The sequence below is a fragment of the Azospirillum agricola genome (assembly GCF_017876095.1).
GTDB classification, from domain to species: Bacteria; Pseudomonadota; Alphaproteobacteria; order Azospirillales; family Azospirillaceae; genus Azospirillum; species Azospirillum agricola.
In genome coordinates, this window is the sequence record NZ_JAGINM010000004.1 from 18,494 (window position 1) to 35,624 (window position 17,131).

Here is a 17,131-nt window from a genome sequence, read left to right on the forward strand (position 1 = left end):
GCCCAGAACGGCCCGGGCGGGGCGCATCCCGAACAGAGCGAGGACACACCATGGCGATGGAAGCCGCCACGATCGAACAGCTCATCAAGGAAGGCATCCCCGACGCGGCGGTCGAGATCGCCGACCTGCGCGGCGACGGCGACCACTACGCCGCCCTCGTCACCTCGGCGGCCTTCAAGGGCAAGAGCCGGGTGCAGCAGCACCAGATGGTCTACGCCGCCCTCCAGGGGAAGATGGGCGGCGAGCTGCACGCGCTCGCCCTGACCACCGCCGTTCCGGACAACGCGTGAGACATCACACGACAAGCGCCCACGACCTGTTGCATCGTCGTCGGCATCATTCAGAGAGGGTTTGAAGTCATGGTCGATCAGAACGTCGTCGAGCGCATCAAGCAGGATCTCGGCAGCAGCGATGTCGTGCTCTACATGAAGGGCACCCCGGTGTTCCCGCAATGCGGCTTCTCCGCCGCCGTCGTCCAGGTGCTGAGCCATGTGGGCGTGAAGTTCAAGGGCATCAACATCCTGGAGGATCCGGGCCTGCGCCAGGGCCTGAAGGAATACTCGAACTGGCCGACCTTCCCGCAGCTCTACGTCAAGGGCGAGCTGGTCGGCGGCTGCGACATCGTGCGCGAGATGTACGAGAGCGGCGAGCTGCAAAGCCTGCTGAGCGAGAAGGGCATCGCGACCGGCGTCGCCGCCTGATCGCCACCCTCCGCTCGCGAAAAACGGAAAGCCCCGCTTCGGCGGGGCTTTCTGCTGGGCGGGCATCGCGTCGAACGGCGCGCGCAGACCGGCCGCCGGTTCCCGTTCCGCGAGCGACATGCCCACCACGCAGCCCGGCCATGTTCGGCGCCGCGCTGCCGGCCTGCCCAAATTGTGTGCTACACGGACGGCATGGCCACATCCTCCAGCGCTCCCGCGACCGAAACCTCGACGGCGTCCGCCTTCGTGGCGGTGATCGTCTCCTTCCTGGTCTGGGGGCTGGCCAACCCGGTCTATTTCAAGCTGCTGGGCGGCATCGGCCCGGTGGAGATCGTCGCCCACCGCGTCGTCTGGACCGTCGTGCTGGTCGGCCTCGGCGTGCTCGCCCTCAAGGGGCCGGCGGCCATCGCCGCCGCGGTGGGGAACTGGCGGCGGCTCGGCATCTTCCTGGTCAGCACGCTGCTGGTCACCACCAACTGGACCACCTTCATCTGGGCGATCGGCCAGAACCGGCTGGTCGAGGCCAGCCTCGGCTACTACATCAACCCGCTGGTCAACGTGCTGCTCGGCGTGGTCTTCCTGGGCGAGCGGCTGAACCGGCGCCAGCTCGCCGCCGTCGCCATCGCCGGGCTGGCCGTCGCCATCCTGGTGGCCGCCCATGGCGCGGTGCCCTGGGTGGCGCTGGCCCTGGCGCTGTCCTTCGGCTTCTACGCGCTGGTCCGCAAGAAGGCGGCGATCGACCCGGTGATCGGGCTGCTGGTGGAAACCCTGCTGCTGCTGCCGGCCGCGCTGGCCTATCTGCTGTGGCTGGGCGGCGGCGGGTCCTTCGGCCACACGGCCGGCGGCAGCCTGCTGCTGGTGCTGGCCGGCCCGGTCACCGCCGTGCCGCTGGTGCTGTTCATGATCGGCGCCGCGAGGCTGAAGCTGTCCACCGTCGGGGTGCTGCAATATCTCAGCCCGACCTGCCAGCTTCTGCTGGGCGTGCTGGTCTATGGCGAGCCCTTCACCACCACCCACGCGCTGGCCTTCGGCTGCATCTGGCTGGCGCTGCTGGTCTTCTCGGCCGACGCCCTCAGCACCCACCGGGCCGCCGCCCGCGCCGCCGCCGAATAGAGCGCCCGCCCCGCCTCAATCGCGGGGCGTCAGCCCGTGCGCGATGGTGTGGGCCAGCGTGCGGACGATGGCGCAGACCCGGTCGCCGTCGCGCCCGAACACCACCTGATCGAGAAAGCCCAGCCCGAAGCTGAGCGTCGCGATGCCGGCGGCCACGTTGGCGAGGTCGGCGTCGGCGGCGATGGCGCCACGGTCGCGCAGGGTTTCGAGCCGCTTGAGCAGGCAGGGGATGCGGCTTTCCGACAGGGTGCGCGCCATCTCGTCGGCGATGGCCGGATCGACCAGCGCGCGCGCCAGCACCACCCGCGTGAAATCGCGGCACTGCCAGCTGTGCTTCAACTGCGCGTGCAGGAAGCCGGCGAGGTCGGTCTCGATGTCGTCGGCCGGCGGCGGCAGGTCGCAGCCGCCCGCCTCTTCCCGCCAGTAATGCTCGACCACCGCCAGCAGCAGGCCGCTCTTGCCGGAGAAATAGCGCTGGATGAGCTGTTCGTTGACGCCCGCCCGCCCGGCGATCTCGCGGGTCGTCGCCGCGTCGAACCCGCGCTCGGCGAACACCATCTTGGCGGCGTCGAGCAGCGCGCCCTTCGTCGCCTCGCGGTCGCGCTTGCGCGAGCCGCTCTCGCCGCAACAGGGATCGGCCGTCGAATCAGTCCCGTCCAAAACACCCATCCTCCAACCCCTTTGGGGCCGTCCTTCAAGAAGCCGGCCCGGAGGGCCAGCCGGGGGACCGGAAGCCTCCCCGCTGTCTTGATAATAAGTACGCAGGCGCATACTTGACAAGGGCGAGCGGATCAGGCATGTATGTACCCACATACATACAAGAGCGAGCACGCCGCCATGTCCCAGTCCGTGACCGACACCCCCGACCTGTTCACGCCCCTGCGCCTGGGCGCCATCGAACTGCCGAACCGGGTCATCATGGCCCCGATGACCCGCAGCCGCGCCGGCGCCGGCAACTGCCCGAACGCGCTGACCGCCGAATACTACGCGCAGCGCGCCTCGGCCGGCCTGATCATCACCGAGGCCACCCAGGTCTGCGACACCGCCCAGGGCTACCCCAACACCCCCGGCATCCACACCGACGCCCAGACCCTGGCGTGGCGCGCGGTGTCGGAGGCGGTGCACGCCGCCGGCGGCCGCATCGTGACCCAGCTCTGGCATGTCGGGCGCATCTCGCACCCGCTGTTCCAGCCGAACGGCGCCGCCCCGCTGGCGCCCTCGGCGGTCGCCGCGAAGGGCGAGCTCTACACCGGCCAGGGCATGCAGCCCTTCCCGGTGCCGCGCGCCCTGGAGACCGACGAGATCCCGGTGCTGGTCCGCCATTTCGCCGACGCCGCCAAGCGCGCGGTGTTCGACGCCGGGCTGGACGGCATCGAGATCCACGCCGCCAACGGCTATCTGATCGACCAGTTCCTGCGCGACCGCACCAACCGGCGGACCGACCGCTACGGCGGCAGCGTCGAGAACCGCGCCCGCTTCCTGCTGGAGATCCTGGAAGCCACGGCGCACGCCGTCGGCGCCGACCGCATCGGCGTGCGCCTGTCGCCGACCGGCGTCTTCAACGACATGGGCGACAGCGACCCGGCGGCGCATTTCCTCAGCGTCGCCAAGGCGCTCAACCCGTTCGGCCTCGCCTATCTGCACGTCATCGAAGGCCGGCCCGGCCACCACATGGCCCCGCCCGACGGCGCCCCGCACGTCGCGGCGGCCCTGCGCGCGGCCTACAAGGGTCCCTTCATCCTGAACGGCGGCTACAGCCGCGCCGACGCCGACGCGGCGCTGGCGGCGGGCGCCGCGGACGCCATCAGCTTCGGCGAGGCGTTCATCTCCAACCCGGACCTTCCGGTCCGCTTCCAGCGCGACGCGGCGCTGAACGAGCCGGACCGCGGCAGCTACTACGGCGGCGACGCCAAGGGCTACACGGACTATCCGGCGCTGGAGTCGGTGGCCGCGTAAGGGCTGAGGGCAGAGCGGTTGCCCCGGCGGGGAATCACGCCCCCGATTCCCCGCAACATGGCCGGACGCCTCACCCCGGGCGTCCGGCCTTTTTTACGCCCCCAGCCGGCGCTGGGCCATGCCGTTGACCAGATCGCTGCGCACGGTGAAGTGGGCCATGCTGCGGCCGTCGCCGATCTCCTCGCTGGAGATGCGCTCGACGCGGACCTCCACATCCCAGCCGGCCTTCTCCCAGGCGGAGCGGATGCGCCGCGCGATCTCCCGCGCGCCCCGTTCGGTGAAGCTGTCCAGACGGCCGCGCATGGGGCCGGGAAAGAAGCGCGGGTGGGGTTGGGCCATGTCGGTGTCTCCTTGGCTCTCGTTGTGTGCGACGCCCAAGGATTAGTCCAAAATGGACTTTTAAATCCATAACAACCCTATACCGAAACGGTGTCCGGTCAGGGCTCCTGGAGGCCGACGACCGTGTGGATGGTGTCCAGCTCGGTGTCGGCGACGGTGAATTCGCGGTCGTCCGGCTGGTATTCGCGCAGAACGATGCCGTCGGGCAGGCGGCGCACGAACTCCTTCACCAGCACCGCCTTGCTGCGCTTGACCACCACCACCCCGGACCCGGCCGCTGGCGGCTTGTGGGGGTTGACGTGCAGAAGCTGGGCCGGCCGGAAGCGCGGCATCATCGACTCGCCGACCACATACATCGCGTAGGGATCGCGCGCGTTCTTCAGATAGTCCGGCTTGGCGACCCAGTCGATCGGACCGTCCTCCAGGAACATCTCCTGGTCCACCCCGCCGCGCGCCGCCGCGCGCACCGGCATCGGCTCGGCGACGGCCGCCGGAGGCGACGGCATGGGCCGGAGCAGCGGCGGCGGGGCCGTGCGCGGACGCGCGGGTGCGGCGGCCGGCGGCGCCGGGTCGAGCCCGAGCAGCACGGTCGGCTCGACGCCCAGCGGCTGGGCGAGCTTGACCGCCCAGTCGACGGTCATCTTGCGCTGGCCGGTCTCCAGCTTGTTGATCTGCGGCTGCGAGGTTCCCGCCAGCTCGGCCAGCTTTTCCTGGCTCAGCCCGGCGGCCTGCCGCAATTCGCGCATCGTGGACATGGCTCCTTCATACCGGATCGGTTTGAAAAAGTCCAACCCGCCATGCCAATCCGCTTGCGTGCAAAAACCGGCATGGGTTAAACCGTTGCGGCATGACGCTCGACGACTGGCTCACCCGCACCGCCACCAAGGAAGAGGCCTTCGCCGCCCTGATCGGCACCAGCCAGGCGGCGGTCAACCGCTACCGCCACGGCCAGCGCGTGCCGCGCCCCCGCGTGATGGCCCGCATCGCCGAGGCGACCGGCGGGGCGGTGACGGCCAACGATTTCCACGACCTGCCCAACGGCCCGGCCGGGTAAGGGCGCAGGGCGCAGGGCGCAGGATACGCCGCCGCGCGGGCGGTTTCCCCCGTCCACCGCCCGCCCTATGATGAGGCGACCCGCCCCGCCCCCTCCCCGATGCCGGTGAACGATGACGCCTCCGCTGCTGCCCCAGGAAATCGCCCCGGTGACGGCGCGGCAGGTGGCGTTGACCGACCGCTTCCTGAGTTTCCGCACCGACCGGCTGATGCGTTACTTCCTGACCCTGCGGGCGGAGACCGACGCGGCGCTGGCCCCCCGCCTGCCGAAGGCGGCCGGCCAACCCTACCCCTACGGCCGCTGCGAGGAGATCAACAACCACTTGTTCGCGCGGCTGGCGGAGCGGGTGGCGCGGCCGGCCAACGCCATGGACCGCGCCATCCGCGATTTCGTCGCGGCCGGCGGGATGGTCCGCACCGTCTGGGGCGTGCTGCGCGGGCGCTACTTCCAGAACGCGCTCCAGTTCGGCGGCCTCTACGTCGACGTCTCCAACGACACGGTCGTCGTGACCAAGCCCAAGGTCGAGATCCTGCCGATCGCCGGGTCCGGCCTGGTCCCGGTGCGCGACCTCGCCCATTTCCGCGAGACCGCCGCGCTCTATTGGGGCGCCACGGTCTACGCCAACCATCTGGCGCCGTCGCTGGCGCCGCTGCTGCCGATGGTGTCGGCCAGTCCCGGCCGGCTGCTGCCCGCCTTCCAGTCGGCCTGTGACTACATGATCGCGCTGATGGGCCGCGACGGCTTCCAGGAGGCCGAGGCGTGGCTGCGCGACGGGCCGGCGCCGCCGGCCGAGGTGGCGGACGCCCTGCTGGCCAGCCTGCCCGACGATCTGCGCCCGCAAGCCGACGGCCGCGCCGAGGCGGTCGCCGCCTGCCGGCTGGCACGGGCGGAAGGACGGGCGATGGACAACGCGTGGCGGGACGCGCGCGTGCGGGACTATCTGCGGGCGATGCGGGCGCGCGCCGCGGCCTGACGGAACAGCCGCCCGACACGGGCCTCCGGCCCGCGTCCGGAATCACGGCCCGGAAACGACGAAGGGCTTCTGGATTTCTCCAGAAGCCCTTGTCCTTGCTGGTCGGAGTGAGAGGATTCGAACCTCCGGCCCCTGCCTCCCGAAAGCAGTGCTCTACCAGGCTGAGCTACACTCCGTTCAGGTCACCGGCGGGCTTGGTGTCGTCCGCCGGTGGCCGGGTTTATAGGCGGTCCCGCCGAGGGGCGCAACGCAAAAAAGCGTCACGCGGCGAAAAAAATACGCGTGCCTCAGAAATCCCGATCGATCACGAAATCAATGACTTCCAGCAGGGCGCGCTTGATCGGGCTGTCGGCGAACAGACCGAGGCTGTCGCGGGCGATCGATCCGTAGTGGCGCGCGCGCTCCACGGTGTCCTTCAGCGCGTTGTGGCGGGCCATCAGCTCCTGCGCGCGCTCCAGGTCGCCGTCCTTCTGGTCCAGCTCCTCCATGGTGCGGCGCCAGAAGGCCCGCTCCTCGTCGTTGCCGCGCCGGAAGGCGAGCACGACCGGCAGGGTGATCTTGCCCTCGCGGAAATCGTCGCCGACTGTCTTGCCCAGCTTGGCCTGGAGCGCCGAATAGTCCAGCACGTCGTCGACGAGCTGGAAGGCGATGCCCAGATTCATTCCGTAATCGTAGAGCGCCAGTTCCTCGGCCTGGGGACGCTCGGCGACGACGGCGCCGACACGGCAGGCGGCGGCGAACAGCTCGGCCGTCTTGCCCTTGATGACCTCCAGATAGGCCTGCTCGCTGGTCTCGGTGTCGTTGGTGGTGCGCAGTTGCAGCACCTCGCCCTCGGCGATGATGGCCGAGGCGCCCGACAGGATGCGCAGCACGTCGAGCGACTTCACCTCCACCATCATCTCGAAGGCGCGGGAGAAGAGGAAGTCGCCGACCAGCACGCTGGCCTTGTTGCCGAACACCGCGTTGGCCGAGGCCAGCCCGCGCCGCAGGTCGCTCTCGTCGACCACGTCGTCGTGCAGCAGGGTGGCGCTGTGGATGAATTCCACCACCGCCGCCAGCAGCCGGTGATGCTCGCCGCCGTAGCCGCACAGGTTGGCCGCCGCCAGCGTCAGCACGGGGCGCAGCCGCTTGCCGCCCGCCGCGATCAGGTAGCCGGCGAGCTGCGGGATCAGCTCGACCTGCGACTGCATGCGCTGGAGGATGATGTCGTTGACGGCGCTGAGGTCCTCGGCCACCAGAGCGGTCAGGTCGTCGAGCGGGGTAGACTTGCGCCGTTTCGGCTCGAAGTTGGTCACGACCGCCAAGGTCGACTCCACAGGTGATTGACGCCAGGAATTGCGGTAGGGAGCATAACGGCCTAGCCTCTTCGGTCAAGCCCGCAAGCCCCCGCTTTTTGTCACGTCGATGAGAGAAATCCTGCGCACAACCGATCCCGTGCGGCTGTCCTGGCTGACGGCGCTGCTCGCCGACGCCGGAATCGCGGCGGTGGTGCTCGACACCCACACCAGCGTGCTGGAGGGCTCGATCGGCGCCATCCCCCGCCGCCTGATGGTCGCCGAGGAGGATCTGGTCCAGGCGCTGCGCGTCCTGCGCGAGGCGGGCGAGTCGTGAGTCATGCCCTGAACGATCCGGCGAACGACCCGGCGGACGATCCGGCCGACTTCCTGCTGGGCGGGCGCGTCCGGCTGCTCCAGCCCGAGGGCGGCTACCGCGCCGCCATCGATCCGGTGTTCCTGGCCGCCGTCACCGCCGCGCGGCCCGGCGAGCGGGTGCTGGACGCCGGCACCGGCACCGGGGCCGCCGCCCTGTGCCTCGCGGCGCGCGTGCCGGAAACGGCGGTGGTCGGGCTGGAACAGCGCGCCGACGCCGCCGGCTTCGCCCGCCGCAACGCCGCGCTGAACGGGCTGGAGGGCCGCGTCGCCATCGTCGAGGGCGACCTGCTGGCCCCGCCGGAGATTTTGGGCCCCGGTTCCTTCGACCGGGTGATGATGAATCCTCCCTATCTGCGCGCCGACGCCGCCAGCCGCCCGCCCGACGCCTGGAAAGCCGCCGCCAACGTCGAGGGAAACGCCCGGCTGCCCGACTGGCTGCGCTTCGCCGACGCCATGCTGAAGCCGCGCGGCGCCGTCACGCTGGTCCACCGCGCCGACCGGCTCGACGACATCCTGGAGGCGCTGCGCCCGCGCTTCGGCGCGCTGGTCGTCGTGCCGCTGTGGCCGAAGGCCGGGCAGGAGGCCAGGCGGGTGCTGGTCGCCGCCCGCAAGGGCCTGCGGTCGCCGGCCCGGCTGACCGCGGGGGTCGTCATCCACGAGGCCGACGGGCGCTACACCGCCGCCGCCGAGCGGATTCTGCGCGACGCCGCCGCGCTGGAGCTTTGACAGAGCGGCGGCGCCACACCATCTGTCGCGGCATGAGCCTGAAACCGCTTCTCGCGAAACTCCCCTTCGGCCCCTGGCGCAACGCCGGGCCGCTGGTGTCCGTCGTCCGCCTGTCCGGCGTCATCGGCCAGGGCGGCGCCCTCCGCCCCGGCCTGACGCTGGCCGGAATCGCCCCGATCCTGGAACGGGCCTTCGCGCCCAAGGGGCAGGCGGCGGTGGCGCTGATCGTCAACTCGCCGGGCGGGTCGCCGGTGCAGTCGGCGCTGATCGCCAAGCGCATCCGCGACCTCGCCGAGGAGAAGACGCTGCCGGTGCTGGCTTTCTGCGAGGACGCGGCGGCCTCCGGCGGCTATTGGCTGGCCTGCGCCGCCGACGAGATCTGGGCGGACGAAAGCTCGGTCGTCGGCTCGATCGGCGTCGTCTCCGCCGGCTTCGGCCTGCACGAGCTGCTCGGGCGGCACGGCATCGAGCGTCGGCTCTACACCGCCGGCGACAAGAAGGCGCTGCTCGACCCCTTCTCGCCGGAGCAGGAGGATGGGGTCGCCCATCTGAAATCGATCCAGGCCGACATCCACGAGGCCTTCAAGGCGATGGTGCGCAGCCGGCGCGGCGCCCGCCTGACCGGGCCGGAGGAGGTGCTGTTCTCCGGCTCCTTCTGGGCGGGGCGTCGGGCGAAGGAATTGGGACTGATCGACGGGCTGGGCGACCTGCGCGCCGTGCTGCGCGGCCGTTTCGGGGAGAAGGTCCGGCTGCGCGTGGTGCAGGAGGAGCGCGGCTGGATGCGCAAGCTGGGCTTCCGCGCCGGCTTCGATGGGCGGGCGATGGCCGAGGCGCTGCCGGCCGCCGCCGTCGCGGCGGTGGAGGACCGGGCGCTGTGGGCGCGGCTGGGGCTGTAGCCAGGGCAATTCCGCCATGGATGGCGCTCCCGGCATTTTCCGCTAAGCTGCCGCTCCCGACGCGGTGAGGGCGGCTGTGATGACCGGTGCGTTGATCTTCCTGGCCGGCGGCGCGCTGGGCGGCCTCATGCTGGGCGCGCTCGGGGTGGGCACGGCGCTGATCGCGGTGCCGCTGCTGACGCTGGTGCTGCCCTGGCTGGGGGTGCCGGCCGATGCCGCGCCGCTGACCGCGCTGGCCACCTCGATGGCGGTGGTCGCCGTCACCTCGGTGTCGTCGGTGCTGTCGCACCACCGGCTCGGCAACGTCGACTGGAGGGTCTTCCGCACCACCATCCTCGCCAGCCTGGCCGGCGTCGCGCTGGGCAGCGTGGTCGCCACCCATCTGCCGGCGGCGGCCCTGCGGCTGGCGGTCGGCGGCTTCCTGCTCTACACGGCCTGGCGGATGATCGCCGGGGGTGCGGCGAAAGGCAGCACTCCGGCGGACGGCTCGCCGACCGGCTACCGGCTGGGCGGCGCGTTGATCGGCGTGGCGGGCAGCTTCATCGGGGCCGGCGGCGGCGTGCTGATGGTCCCCTTCCTCAGCGGACGCGGCCACGCGATGGCCCGCGCGGTCGCCACCTCGACCGCCATCGGCCTGCCGGTGACGCTGTTCGGCGCCATCCTCTACACCGGACTCGGCCTGCGCGAGGGCCTGCATCTGCCCGGGCAGTTCGGCTATCTGCACCTGCCGGCCCTGCTGGAGATCGGCGCCGCCAGCGCCCTGACCGCCCCGCTCGGCGCGCGCCTCGCCGCGCGGCTGCCGGCGCCGCTGCTGAAGCGGGCCTTCGCCATCCTGCTGGTGCCGCTGGCGCTGAAGATCGCGGCCGGATGATCCTGCCCATGGCCCGGCCCATGGCCCGGCCCTGGATTCGGCCCTGGAATCGGGATGGGGTTCCGCTGCAACCGTGGGCCGTTTTCCGAAGGGGCCAGTCTCCGGCAAAGTTGACCAAATCTTCATCGTCCTGGTAGTAGAAACACAACAGAAGATCGCCCACGGACGCCGCCCCCCGGCGCCACCCGGACAGGCGATGCGAAGAACACGCGGAAACACGCGTGCGACGTTCTGATTGCGGCCCGACACCGGCTCCATTCCGGACCGGCCGCCGGGAGGAAGAGCGTGAACGGATCGCTTTTGGAACATGCCCCCCCGCCGCCCGCCGCGCCCTTCGCACCGGCCGCCGCGGCGTTGCGCCGGCTCGCCGCCTTCCACGCCATGGATCCGACCGTGGAGTTCCTGACCGGGCTGCGCGCGGCGCCGCTGCATGGCGGCTTCGGCATCGCGTTCGACCGCGACGACGCGCTCCAGGCCATGGCGCTGATCGACGAGGTGGTCAGCGACCTGCCCGATCCGATCGACCCCGACTCCGTCGCCCCGCTGCTCGCCGATTTCACGGCGATCCACCGCACCCTCGCCTACCGGGCCAGCCCGCTCGAAAGCGATTGGGCCGCCGAGGCGGGCCAGCCCGACCCCGGCCTCGCGGCCGCGCTGCGCCGCTGGCGGCAGCAGGCCGGGCTGGTCGCCGATGCGGGATTTCCGCCCGACCACCTCGTGTCCGAGCTGACGCTGCTGGCGGCGCTGCTGGAGCGCGGGCAGGCGTCCGACGCCACCCGCTTCCTCGACCAGCACCCGCTGCGCTGGATCCCAGCCCTGTGCAGCCGGGTGGCGACGCGCTGCCGCGAACCCTTCTACGCCGGCGTCGCCATCCTGACCGCCGCCCACCTCGACCATCTGCGCGACCTGCTGGCCGGGGCCTGCGGCCTGCCCCGCCCGCCCGACGACGACAGCGCCGACATCCGCCGCCGCCGCTGGGCCGAGGGCCGGCTGCCGCGCACCTGCGGGTGCGATGGCTGACACCTGTACCTTTGCCATGGCGGCAATCCCCGGAAAGTTGGAATTGCCTCCCTCCACAGGCGTCGTTCAAGGTGGCGCGGGAATCGACGGCCTGAGGCGTCGATTCCCTTCGCTCCGCCCCGCCCCCCCGATCGATGGACGGTGATGCCTTTCCCCATGCTCGACAGCCTGGCCGGCCGCACCGGGTCGCTGCGCCTTCTCCGCCTGCTGCTCGCGGTGTCGGTGTCGCTGCCGCTGGTGCTGTTCGCCGGCATCGGCTGGCGCGAGGAGCGTGAAACCTGGGCGGAGGCCGAGCGCAACAGCCGCAAGACCGCGCTGATCCTGCACGAGCATGTGCTGAAGGTGTTCGACACCATCGAGCAGGTGCTCGACCGGGTGAACGAGCGCATCGACGGCATGGCCTGGACCGAGATCGCCGGTTCCCAGCCGCTGCACCGCTATCTGAAAATCCTGGACGACGATCTGGAGCAGGTCGGCGTCATCGCCGTCACCGACCCCGACGGCGTGATCCGCGCCGCCAGCAACCGCTTTCCCACGCGCAACGCCTACATCGGCGGCCGCGCCTATTTCCGCACCCAGAAGGAACGGGACGCCGGTCTGCTGGTCGGCGAATCGATGATCAGCCAGGCCACCGGCCGCCGCAGCTTCGGGCTCAGCCGGCGGCGCGGCGCCCTGGGCGCGACCGATGGCGCCTTCGACGGGCTGGTCCACGCCACCGTCAATCCGGATTACTTCACCCACTTCTACCATCGGGTCCTGGCCGACCGGGGCGAGACGGTCAGCCTGGTGCGCGCCGACGGCCAGGTGCTGCTGCGCTACCCGGCCTACGACGACAACCGGACGGTGATCCTGCCGCCGAACCGCGGCCTGCTGAAGGCGGTGCTGAGCCAGCCCGACGAGGGGAGCTTCGCCGGCATCAGCTATTCCAAGGGGATCGAGCGCTTCTACGCCTACAAGAAGGTCGGCGACTTCCCGGTCTACGTCGTCTACGCGATCGATTCCGCGATGGTGGGCGCCATCTGGTGGCGCAACATGGCGCTCGACGCCGCCTTCGCCGCTCCGGCGACGCTGGCGCTGGCGCTGCTCGCCTGGCTTGCCTACTCCCGCGCCCGCTCCGAGTCGCAGGCCGTGCGGCGCTGGGCCGAGGAGGTGCGCAACCGCCAGCGCCTGGAGGAGACGCTCCGCCAGTCGCAGAAGATGGAGGCGCTGGGCCAGCTGACCGGCGGCGTCGCCCACGACTTCAACAACCTGCTGACCGCCGCGCTCGCCAACCTGCATCTGCTGGCCCGCCACCTGCCGGACGAGGCGCGGCGCTTCCTGAACGGCGCCAACACCGCGCTGGAGCGGGCGGAGAAGCTGACCCGGCAACTGCTGTCCTTCTCCCGCCAGGAGGCGGTCAACCCGGCCGTGGTCGATTTCGCCGACAGCCTGCGCCAGATGGGCGATCTGCTGGAGCGCTCGATCCGCGCCGACATCGCGCTGGACTGGGACCTGACGCCCACCCCGCTGCCCATCGCCGTCGATCCGGTGCAGTTGGAGCTGGCGGTCCTCAACCTCGTCCTGAACGCGCGCGACGCCATGCCCCAGGGCGGCCGCGTCCGCCTGTCGCTGCGCCCCGGCCCGGCGCCGCTCACCGCCCGGCTGGAGATCGCCGACACCGGGGCGGGCATGACCCCGGAGGTGCAGGCCCGCGCCTTCGACCCCTTCTTCACCACCAAGGAGACGGGCAAGGGCACCGGGCTCGGCCTGTCGATGGTGTATGGTTTCGCCCGGCAGTCCGGCGGCAGCGTCGCCATCGACAGCCGGCCCGGCGAGGGCACCCGCGTCCGCATCGACCTGCCCCTGTCGCCGCCGCCCGCTCCGCCGCCGCCGCTTCCGGCGGAAACCGCCGACCGGCCCGACCGGCCGCCGCGGGTGCTGGTGGTCGAGGACAACGCCCTGGTGCTGCTGGCGACGGTCGAGGGGCTGGCTCAGGAGGGCTTCACCGTGGAGACCGCCGACCATGGCGTCGCCGCGCTGGAGATCCTGGAGACCGATCAGGCCTTCGACATCGTGGTGTCCGACGTCGTCATGCCGCACGGGGTGTCGGGAATCGATCTGGCCCGGCGCATCCGCGAGCGCTGGCCGCATCTGCGCGTGCTGCTGGCCTCGGGCTACAGCCCGGAATCGCTCGCCACCATGGGCGCCGACACCGCCGCCGTGCTCGCCAAGCCCTTCACGCCCGACCAGCTCGCCGCGCGGATCCGCGCGATCCTGGCAACCCCGGCACCCCCAGGAGCCGGGGCGGCCCCGGTCACGACAGAGCGCTGAGGAACATCGGCGTCCACAGCGCCATGCACCACAGCAGGCCCAGGCACAGCCCCTTGGTCAGGTCGTCGAAGGTCGGCGCCTGGAGCCGGTGCAGGCTCCACATGGTGTTCAGGTCGCGGGGGGTTGGCTGGTTCCTGTCGGAATCCTGCGGGTCGGACATGGCGGGCCTCTCGCTGACGATGCGGTGGAGCGATGCGGTGGACACCGGAGTCGTGCCCATCAAGCTTGTGCCTCGCCCGCCATTCCGCCAGCCTGCCTTCCGTAAATCCCGCAATACGAAAAAAGGCCGCCGTCCTATGGGGACGGCGGCCTTTTTCCGCTGTTCGGCGAAGCGCGCCCGGCGTTACTTGCCGGGACGGATCACCGGGGTGAGCTGGTCGCCCCAGTTGCCGGCCTCGTTGTGGTAACGGGCGGTGCGCATCAGCTCGACCGTGATGCCGGCCTCGACCGCCTTGACGACGGCGTCGTTCAGGCGGTGCAGGTTGTTGGCGACGATGCGGATGGCGCTTTCCTGTTCCGGAGTCAGCTCCGAACGGTCATCCGGCGGCGCGTCCTGAAATCCCGACTTGTTCGGCATACGGTGGTTCCTTCCCCTGGTTCCGACCGGCGTCTTCGACCGGTTCCCATGATTTAGCACATCGCGCGTCCGGGACAAACATCCCGACACGCCAACCGCTTGCGACCTTTGGCGCAGTCCGGATTTGATCCAGGAGCGCCGCCGCCCTACCCTGTCGGCGAAAGAATCAAACACCTCACCACCGAGACGAGCCGAAGCATCATGTCCGATTCCGCCACCGCACCGCGCAACGTCGCCTTCCTCGGCCTGGGCACCATGGGCTTCCCCATGGCCGGCCATCTCGCCAGGGCCGGCCACGCCGTCACCGTCTACAACCGCACCGCCGCCAAGGCCGAGGCCTGGGTCGCCGCCCATGGCGGCCGCAGCGCCCCCACGGTGGAGGAGGCGGTCGCCGGGGCCGACACCGTGTTCCTGTGCGTCGGCGGCGACGACGACGTTCGCGAGGTGACCGCCAAGGCGCTGGGCGCGCTGGCCCCCGGCGCCGTCATCGCCGACCACTCCACCGTCTCCGCCGCCGTGTCGCGCGAGATGGACGCGCTGGCCTCCGCCCGTCGGGTCTCCTTCCTCGACGCGCCCGTGTCGGGTGGTCAGGCCGGGGCCGAGAAGGGCATCCTGACCGTCATGGTCGGCGGCGACGCCGACGCCTTCGCCCGCGCGCAGCCGCTGATGGCCGCCTTCGGCCGCTCGGTCGTCCATATGGGGCCGTCGGGGGCGGGACAGCTCACCAAGATGGTCAACCAGATCTGCATCGCCGGGCTGGTCCAGGCGCTGGCCGAGGGGTTGAGCTTCGCGCAGCGCGCCGGGCTCGACGGGCACAAGGTCGTCGACGTGATCTCCAAGGGCGCCGCCCAGTCCTGGCAGATGGAAAATCGCGGCCACACCATGCTCGACGGCAAGTTCGACTTCGGCTTCGCGGTGGACTGGATGCGCAAGGATCTGGGCATCGTGCTGGACGAGGCGCGGCGCAACGGGGCCACACTGCCGGTGACGGCCGTGGTCGACCAGTTCTACGCCGACGTCCAGGCCATGGGCGGCAACCGGCTGGACACGTCGAGCCTGATGAAGCGGCTGACCGCCAAGGGGTAAGGAGACGGAAGGGCGTTGCGGAGGCTCACGCCTCCGCCCGGTCGAATTGCAGGGCGGCGAGGCGGGCGTAGAGCCCGCCCTGGGCCACCAGCTGCGCGTGGGTGCCGGTCTCGACGACGCGGCCCTGGTCCATGACGACGATGCGGTCGGCGTTCAGCACGGTCGCCAGACGGTGCGCCACGATCAGCGTGGTGCGCCCGGTCATCAGCCGGTCGAGCGCGTCCTGCACCATGCGCTCGCTCTCGGCGTCGAGCGCGCTGGTCGCCTCGTCGAGCAGCAGCACCGGCGGGTCGCGCAGGATCGCCCGCGCGATGGCCAGCCGCTGGCGCTGGCCGCCCGACAGCCGCACGCCCTTCTCGCCGAGGAAGGTGTCGAACCCCTCGGGCAGCGCGTCGAGGAACTCCAGCGCGTGCGCCGCCTGCGCCGCCGCGCGCACCTCGGCGTCGCTCGCGTCGGGGCGGCCGTAGCGGATGTTCTCCCAGGCGTTGGCCGAGAAGATCACCGGATCCTGCGCCACGAGGCCCAGGCGCCGCCGCACCTCCACCGGATCGGCGGCGCGGACGTCCACCCCGTCGAGCCGGACCGCCCCGGCCTGCGGGTCGTAGAAGCGCAGCAGAAGCTGGAACACCGTGGATTTGCCGGCGCCGGACGGGCCGACCAGCGCCACCCGCTCGCCCGGACGGACGTCCAGCGAGAACTCCTCCAGCGCCGCCCAGTCGGGGCGCGACGGGTAGTGGAAGCGCACCGACTCGAAGGACAGCGCGCCCCTGGCCGGGGACGGCAGGGCCAGCGGGGCGGCGGGCGGACGGATCTCCGACTCGACGGCGAGCAGGCCGAACAGCCGCTCGGTGGCCCCGGCGGCGCGCTGGAGGTCGCCGATCACCTCGCTGATGGCGCCGACCGAGCCGGCGACGACCACCGAGTAGATGACGAAGGCGGACAGTTCGCCGGGCGTCAGCCGTCCCGACACCACGTCGTGCCCGCCGATCCACAGAATGATGCCGACCGCGCCGAACACCAGCACGATGACGATCACCGTCATCAGCGCCCGCACCCGCACGCGGTGGATGGCGACGTCGAACGCCTCCTCGACCCGCCGGCCGAACAGGCCGCGGTCGATCGCCTCGTGGGTGTAGGCCTGGACGGTGCGGATCGCCGCCAGCGTCTCCTCGACGAAGGAACCGACGTCGGCGATGCGGTCCTGGCTGTCGCGCGACAGCTTGCGGACCCGGCGCCCGAACAGCACGATCGGCGCCACCACCAGCGGCACCACCAGCGCCACCAGCCCGGTCAGCTTGGGCGAGGTGATCAGCAGCATGCCGGTGCCGCCCAGGAACATCAGCAGGTTGCGCAGCGCGATCGAGGCCGAGGAGCCCACCACCACCTGCAACAGCGTGGTGTCGGTGGTCAGGCGCGACAGGATCTCGCCGGTCTTGGTCGTCTCGAAGAAGCCGGGCGACAGCGTCAGCACATGGTCGTAGACCGCGCGCCGGATGTCGGCGACCACCCGCTCGCCGATCCAGCTCACCAGATAGAAGCGGCTGTAGGTGGCCGCCGCCATCAGCGCGATGACGCCCAGCAGCACCAGCAGCGCGCGGTCGAGCAGCGTCGTGTCGCCGGCCGCGAAGCCCTGGTCGACCAGCACCCGCATGCCCTGCCCCATGCCCAGCACGGTGCCGGCGGCGACCGTCAGCGCCAGCAGCGCCCCGGCGATCCGCCATTTGTAGGGCAGCAGGAAGGGGATCAGCCGGCGCAAAGGACCGAGATCGCGCCGGCGGCCATCGGCCGGGGCGTCTTGCGTGTCGCCGTTCGCGGCGGAGGAGGATCGACGAGACACCGGATTTCCCGTAGGGCGAT

20 protein-coding genes and 1 tRNA gene are annotated in these 17,131 nt (G+C 71.1%); 13 read left to right on the plus strand and 8 right to left on the minus strand.

Features of this window, described 5'->3' with window-relative positions; genetic code table 11:
* Nucleotides 1-50: 50 nt before the first annotated feature.
* The 3 genes from J2847_RS06455 (at nt 51) to rarD (ending at nt 1,814) form a co-directional block, all read left to right on the plus strand.
* Entirely contained in the window at nt 51-290 is a 240-nt protein-coding gene (locus tag J2847_RS06455; protein ID WP_085555088.1) for a BolA family protein, read from the plus strand.
* 69 nt (nt 291-359) lie between these two features.
* On the plus strand, nt 360-701 hold the full coding sequence (gene grxD / locus J2847_RS06460) for a Grx4 family monothiol glutaredoxin (protein WP_209778080.1): 342 nt from the start codon (nt 360-362) through the stop codon (nt 699-701).
* 192 nt (nt 702-893) lie between these two features.
* Entirely contained in the window at nt 894-1,814 is a 921-nt protein-coding gene (rarD, locus tag J2847_RS06465) for an EamA family transporter RarD (RefSeq protein ID WP_209778082.1), read from the plus strand.
* 15 nt (nt 1,815-1,829) lie between these two features.
* Here rarD and J2847_RS06470 read toward each other — a convergent pair whose 3' ends face one another.
* Entirely contained in the window at nt 1,830-2,474 is a 645-nt protein-coding gene (locus J2847_RS06470) for a TetR/AcrR family transcriptional regulator (protein ID WP_233474333.1), read from the minus strand.
* Nucleotides 2,475-2,651: 177 nt separating this feature from the next.
* On the opposite strand from J2847_RS06470, the gene J2847_RS06475 reads away from it, so the two are divergent.
* Nucleotides 2,652-3,770, plus strand: a complete 1,119-nt coding sequence (locus tag J2847_RS06475; protein ID WP_209778085.1) for an alkene reductase — start codon at nt 2,652-2,654, stop codon at nt 3,768-3,770.
* Nucleotides 3,771-3,863: 93 nt separating this feature from the next.
* Here J2847_RS06475 and J2847_RS06480 read toward each other — a convergent pair whose 3' ends face one another.
* Together J2847_RS06480 and J2847_RS06485 are read right to left on the minus strand one after the other, a co-directional pair.
* Nucleotides 3,864-4,109, minus strand: coding sequence for a hypothetical protein (locus J2847_RS06480; RefSeq protein WP_209778087.1), 246 nt, complete (start codon nt 4,107-4,109; stop codon nt 3,864-3,866).
* Between the two features lie 98 nt (nt 4,110-4,207).
* A complete protein-coding gene (locus J2847_RS06485) occupies nt 4,208-4,864 on the minus strand; it encodes an XRE family transcriptional regulator (RefSeq protein ID WP_209778089.1) in 657 nt (218 codons plus the stop codon).
* Between the two features lie 92 nt (nt 4,865-4,956).
* On the opposite strand from J2847_RS06485, the gene J2847_RS06490 reads away from it, so the two are divergent.
* Both J2847_RS06490 and J2847_RS06495 read left to right on the plus strand, forming a co-directional pair.
* The gene (locus J2847_RS06490) at nt 4,957-5,163 is read left to right on the plus strand and encodes a helix-turn-helix domain-containing protein (protein ID WP_209778091.1); all 207 of its coding nucleotides are present in this window, start codon (nt 4,957-4,959) and stop codon (nt 5,161-5,163) included.
* Between the two features lie 112 nt (nt 5,164-5,275).
* A complete protein-coding gene (locus J2847_RS06495) occupies nt 5,276-6,136 on the plus strand; it encodes a hypothetical protein (protein ID WP_209778092.1) in 861 nt (286 codons plus the stop codon).
* A 99-nt stretch (nt 6,137-6,235) separates the two neighbouring features.
* Here the strand turns inward: J2847_RS06495 and J2847_RS06500 are convergent.
* Together J2847_RS06500 and J2847_RS06505 are read right to left on the minus strand one after the other, a co-directional pair.
* A tRNA-Pro gene (locus J2847_RS06500) sits at nt 6,236-6,312 on the minus strand.
* A 111-nt stretch (nt 6,313-6,423) separates the two neighbouring features.
* Nucleotides 6,424-7,440 (minus strand): polyprenyl synthetase family protein, encoded by a 1,017-nt coding sequence (locus J2847_RS06505; RefSeq protein ID WP_085557209.1) that lies wholly within the window; start codon nt 7,438-7,440, stop codon nt 6,424-6,426.
* A gap of 100 nt (nt 7,441-7,540) precedes the next feature.
* Here J2847_RS06505 and J2847_RS06510 point away from each other — a divergent pair, with 100 nt between their 5' ends.
* The 6 genes from J2847_RS06510 (at nt 7,541) to J2847_RS06535 (ending at nt 13,611) form a co-directional block, all read left to right on the plus strand.
* Nucleotides 7,541-7,747 (plus strand): putative signal transducing protein, encoded by a 207-nt coding sequence (locus tag J2847_RS06510; RefSeq protein ID WP_209778094.1) that lies wholly within the window; start codon nt 7,541-7,543, stop codon nt 7,745-7,747.
* Nucleotides 7,744-8,514 carry a tRNA1(Val) (adenine(37)-N6)-methyltransferase gene (locus tag J2847_RS06515; RefSeq protein WP_325169337.1) on the plus strand — a complete coding sequence of 257 codons (771 nt, stop codon included), beginning with the start codon at nt 7,744-7,746 and terminating at the stop codon, nt 8,512-8,514. The genes J2847_RS06510 and J2847_RS06515 overlap by 4 nt, the downstream gene beginning before the upstream one ends.
* Before the next feature lie 32 nt (nt 8,515-8,546).
* Nucleotides 8,547-9,410 carry a S49 family peptidase gene (locus J2847_RS06520; protein ID WP_209778095.1) on the plus strand — a complete coding sequence of 288 codons (864 nt, stop codon included), beginning with the start codon at nt 8,547-8,549 and terminating at the stop codon, nt 9,408-9,410.
* A 79-nt stretch (nt 9,411-9,489) separates the two neighbouring features.
* A complete protein-coding gene (locus J2847_RS06525) occupies nt 9,490-10,281 on the plus strand; it encodes a sulfite exporter TauE/SafE family protein (protein ID WP_209778097.1) in 792 nt (263 codons plus the stop codon).
* Between the two features lie 285 nt (nt 10,282-10,566).
* Nucleotides 10,567-11,301: a TorD/DmsD family molecular chaperone gene (locus tag J2847_RS06530; RefSeq protein WP_209778099.1), complete on the plus strand. Its 735-nt coding sequence runs from the start codon at nt 10,567-10,569 to the stop codon at nt 11,299-11,301.
* Between the two features lie 144 nt (nt 11,302-11,445).
* On the plus strand, nt 11,446-13,611 hold the full coding sequence (locus J2847_RS06535; protein ID WP_209778101.1) for a hybrid sensor histidine kinase/response regulator: 2,166 nt from the start codon (nt 11,446-11,448) through the stop codon (nt 13,609-13,611).
* Here the strand turns inward: J2847_RS06535 and J2847_RS06540 are convergent.
* Together J2847_RS06540 and J2847_RS06545 are read right to left on the minus strand one after the other, a co-directional pair.
* Entirely contained in the window at nt 13,595-13,831 is a 237-nt protein-coding gene (locus tag J2847_RS06540) for a hypothetical protein (RefSeq protein WP_209778102.1), read from the minus strand. The two genes, J2847_RS06535 and J2847_RS06540, sit on opposite strands and share 17 nt — an antisense overlap.
* Nucleotides 13,832-13,954: 123 nt before the next feature.
* A complete protein-coding gene (locus J2847_RS06545) occupies nt 13,955-14,188 on the minus strand; it encodes an SMc00767 family acetate metabolism repressor (RefSeq protein ID WP_085555102.1) in 234 nt (77 codons plus the stop codon).
* Nucleotides 14,189-14,389: 201 nt separating this feature from the next.
* Between J2847_RS06545 and J2847_RS06550 the strand changes: the two genes are divergently transcribed.
* On the plus strand, nt 14,390-15,274 hold the full coding sequence (locus J2847_RS06550) for an NAD(P)-dependent oxidoreductase (protein ID WP_209778104.1): 885 nt from the start codon (nt 14,390-14,392) through the stop codon (nt 15,272-15,274).
* 25 nt (nt 15,275-15,299) lie between these two features.
* On the opposite strand, the gene J2847_RS06555 is transcribed toward J2847_RS06550, so the two are convergent.
* A complete protein-coding gene (locus J2847_RS06555) occupies nt 15,300-17,111 on the minus strand; it encodes an ABC transporter transmembrane domain-containing protein (RefSeq protein WP_325169338.1) in 1,812 nt (603 codons plus the stop codon).
* Nucleotides 17,112-17,131 lie beyond the last annotated feature (20 nt).

Bases quoted from the DNA above. Each gene is read 5' to 3' on its own strand.
- J2847_RS06550 (WP_209778104.1), top strand. From the start codon at position 14,390: ATGTCCGATTCCGCCACCGCACCGCGCAACGTCGCCTTCCTCGGCCTG.
- J2847_RS06510 (WP_209778094.1), top strand. From the start codon at position 7,541: ATGAGAGAAATCCTGCGCACAACCGATCCCGTGCGGCTGTCCTGGCTG.
- J2847_RS06455 (WP_085555088.1), top strand. From the start codon at position 51: ATGGCGATGGAAGCCGCCACGATCGAACAGCTCATCAAGGAAGGCATC.
- J2847_RS06480 (WP_209778087.1), bottom strand. From the start codon at position 4,109: ATGGCCCAACCCCACCCGCGCTTCTTTCCCGGCCCCATGCGCGGCCGT.
- J2847_RS06490 (WP_209778091.1), top strand. From the start codon at position 4,957: ATGACGCTCGACGACTGGCTCACCCGCACCGCCACCAAGGAAGAGGCC.
- J2847_RS06475 (WP_209778085.1), top strand. From the start codon at position 2,652: ATGTCCCAGTCCGTGACCGACACCCCCGACCTGTTCACGCCCCTGCGC.
- rarD (WP_209778082.1), top strand. From the start codon at position 894: ATGGCCACATCCTCCAGCGCTCCCGCGACCGAAACCTCGACGGCGTCC.
- J2847_RS06485 (WP_209778089.1), bottom strand. From the start codon at position 4,864: ATGTCCACGATGCGCGAATTGCGGCAGGCCGCCGGGCTGAGCCAGGAA.
- grxD (WP_209778080.1), top strand. From the start codon at position 360: ATGGTCGATCAGAACGTCGTCGAGCGCATCAAGCAGGATCTCGGCAGC.
- J2847_RS06540 (WP_209778102.1), bottom strand. From the start codon at position 13,831: ATGGGCACGACTCCGGTGTCCACCGCATCGCTCCACCGCATCGTCAGC.
- J2847_RS06495 (WP_209778092.1), top strand. From the start codon at position 5,276: ATGACGCCTCCGCTGCTGCCCCAGGAAATCGCCCCGGTGACGGCGCGG.
- J2847_RS06520 (WP_209778095.1), top strand. From the start codon at position 8,547: ATGAGCCTGAAACCGCTTCTCGCGAAACTCCCCTTCGGCCCCTGGCGC.
- J2847_RS06545 (WP_085555102.1), bottom strand. From the start codon at position 14,188: ATGCCGAACAAGTCGGGATTTCAGGACGCGCCGCCGGATGACCGTTCG.
- J2847_RS06535 (WP_209778101.1), top strand. From the start codon at position 11,446: ATGCCTTTCCCCATGCTCGACAGCCTGGCCGGCCGCACCGGGTCGCTG.
- J2847_RS06525 (WP_209778097.1), top strand. From the start codon at position 9,490: ATGACCGGTGCGTTGATCTTCCTGGCCGGCGGCGCGCTGGGCGGCCTC.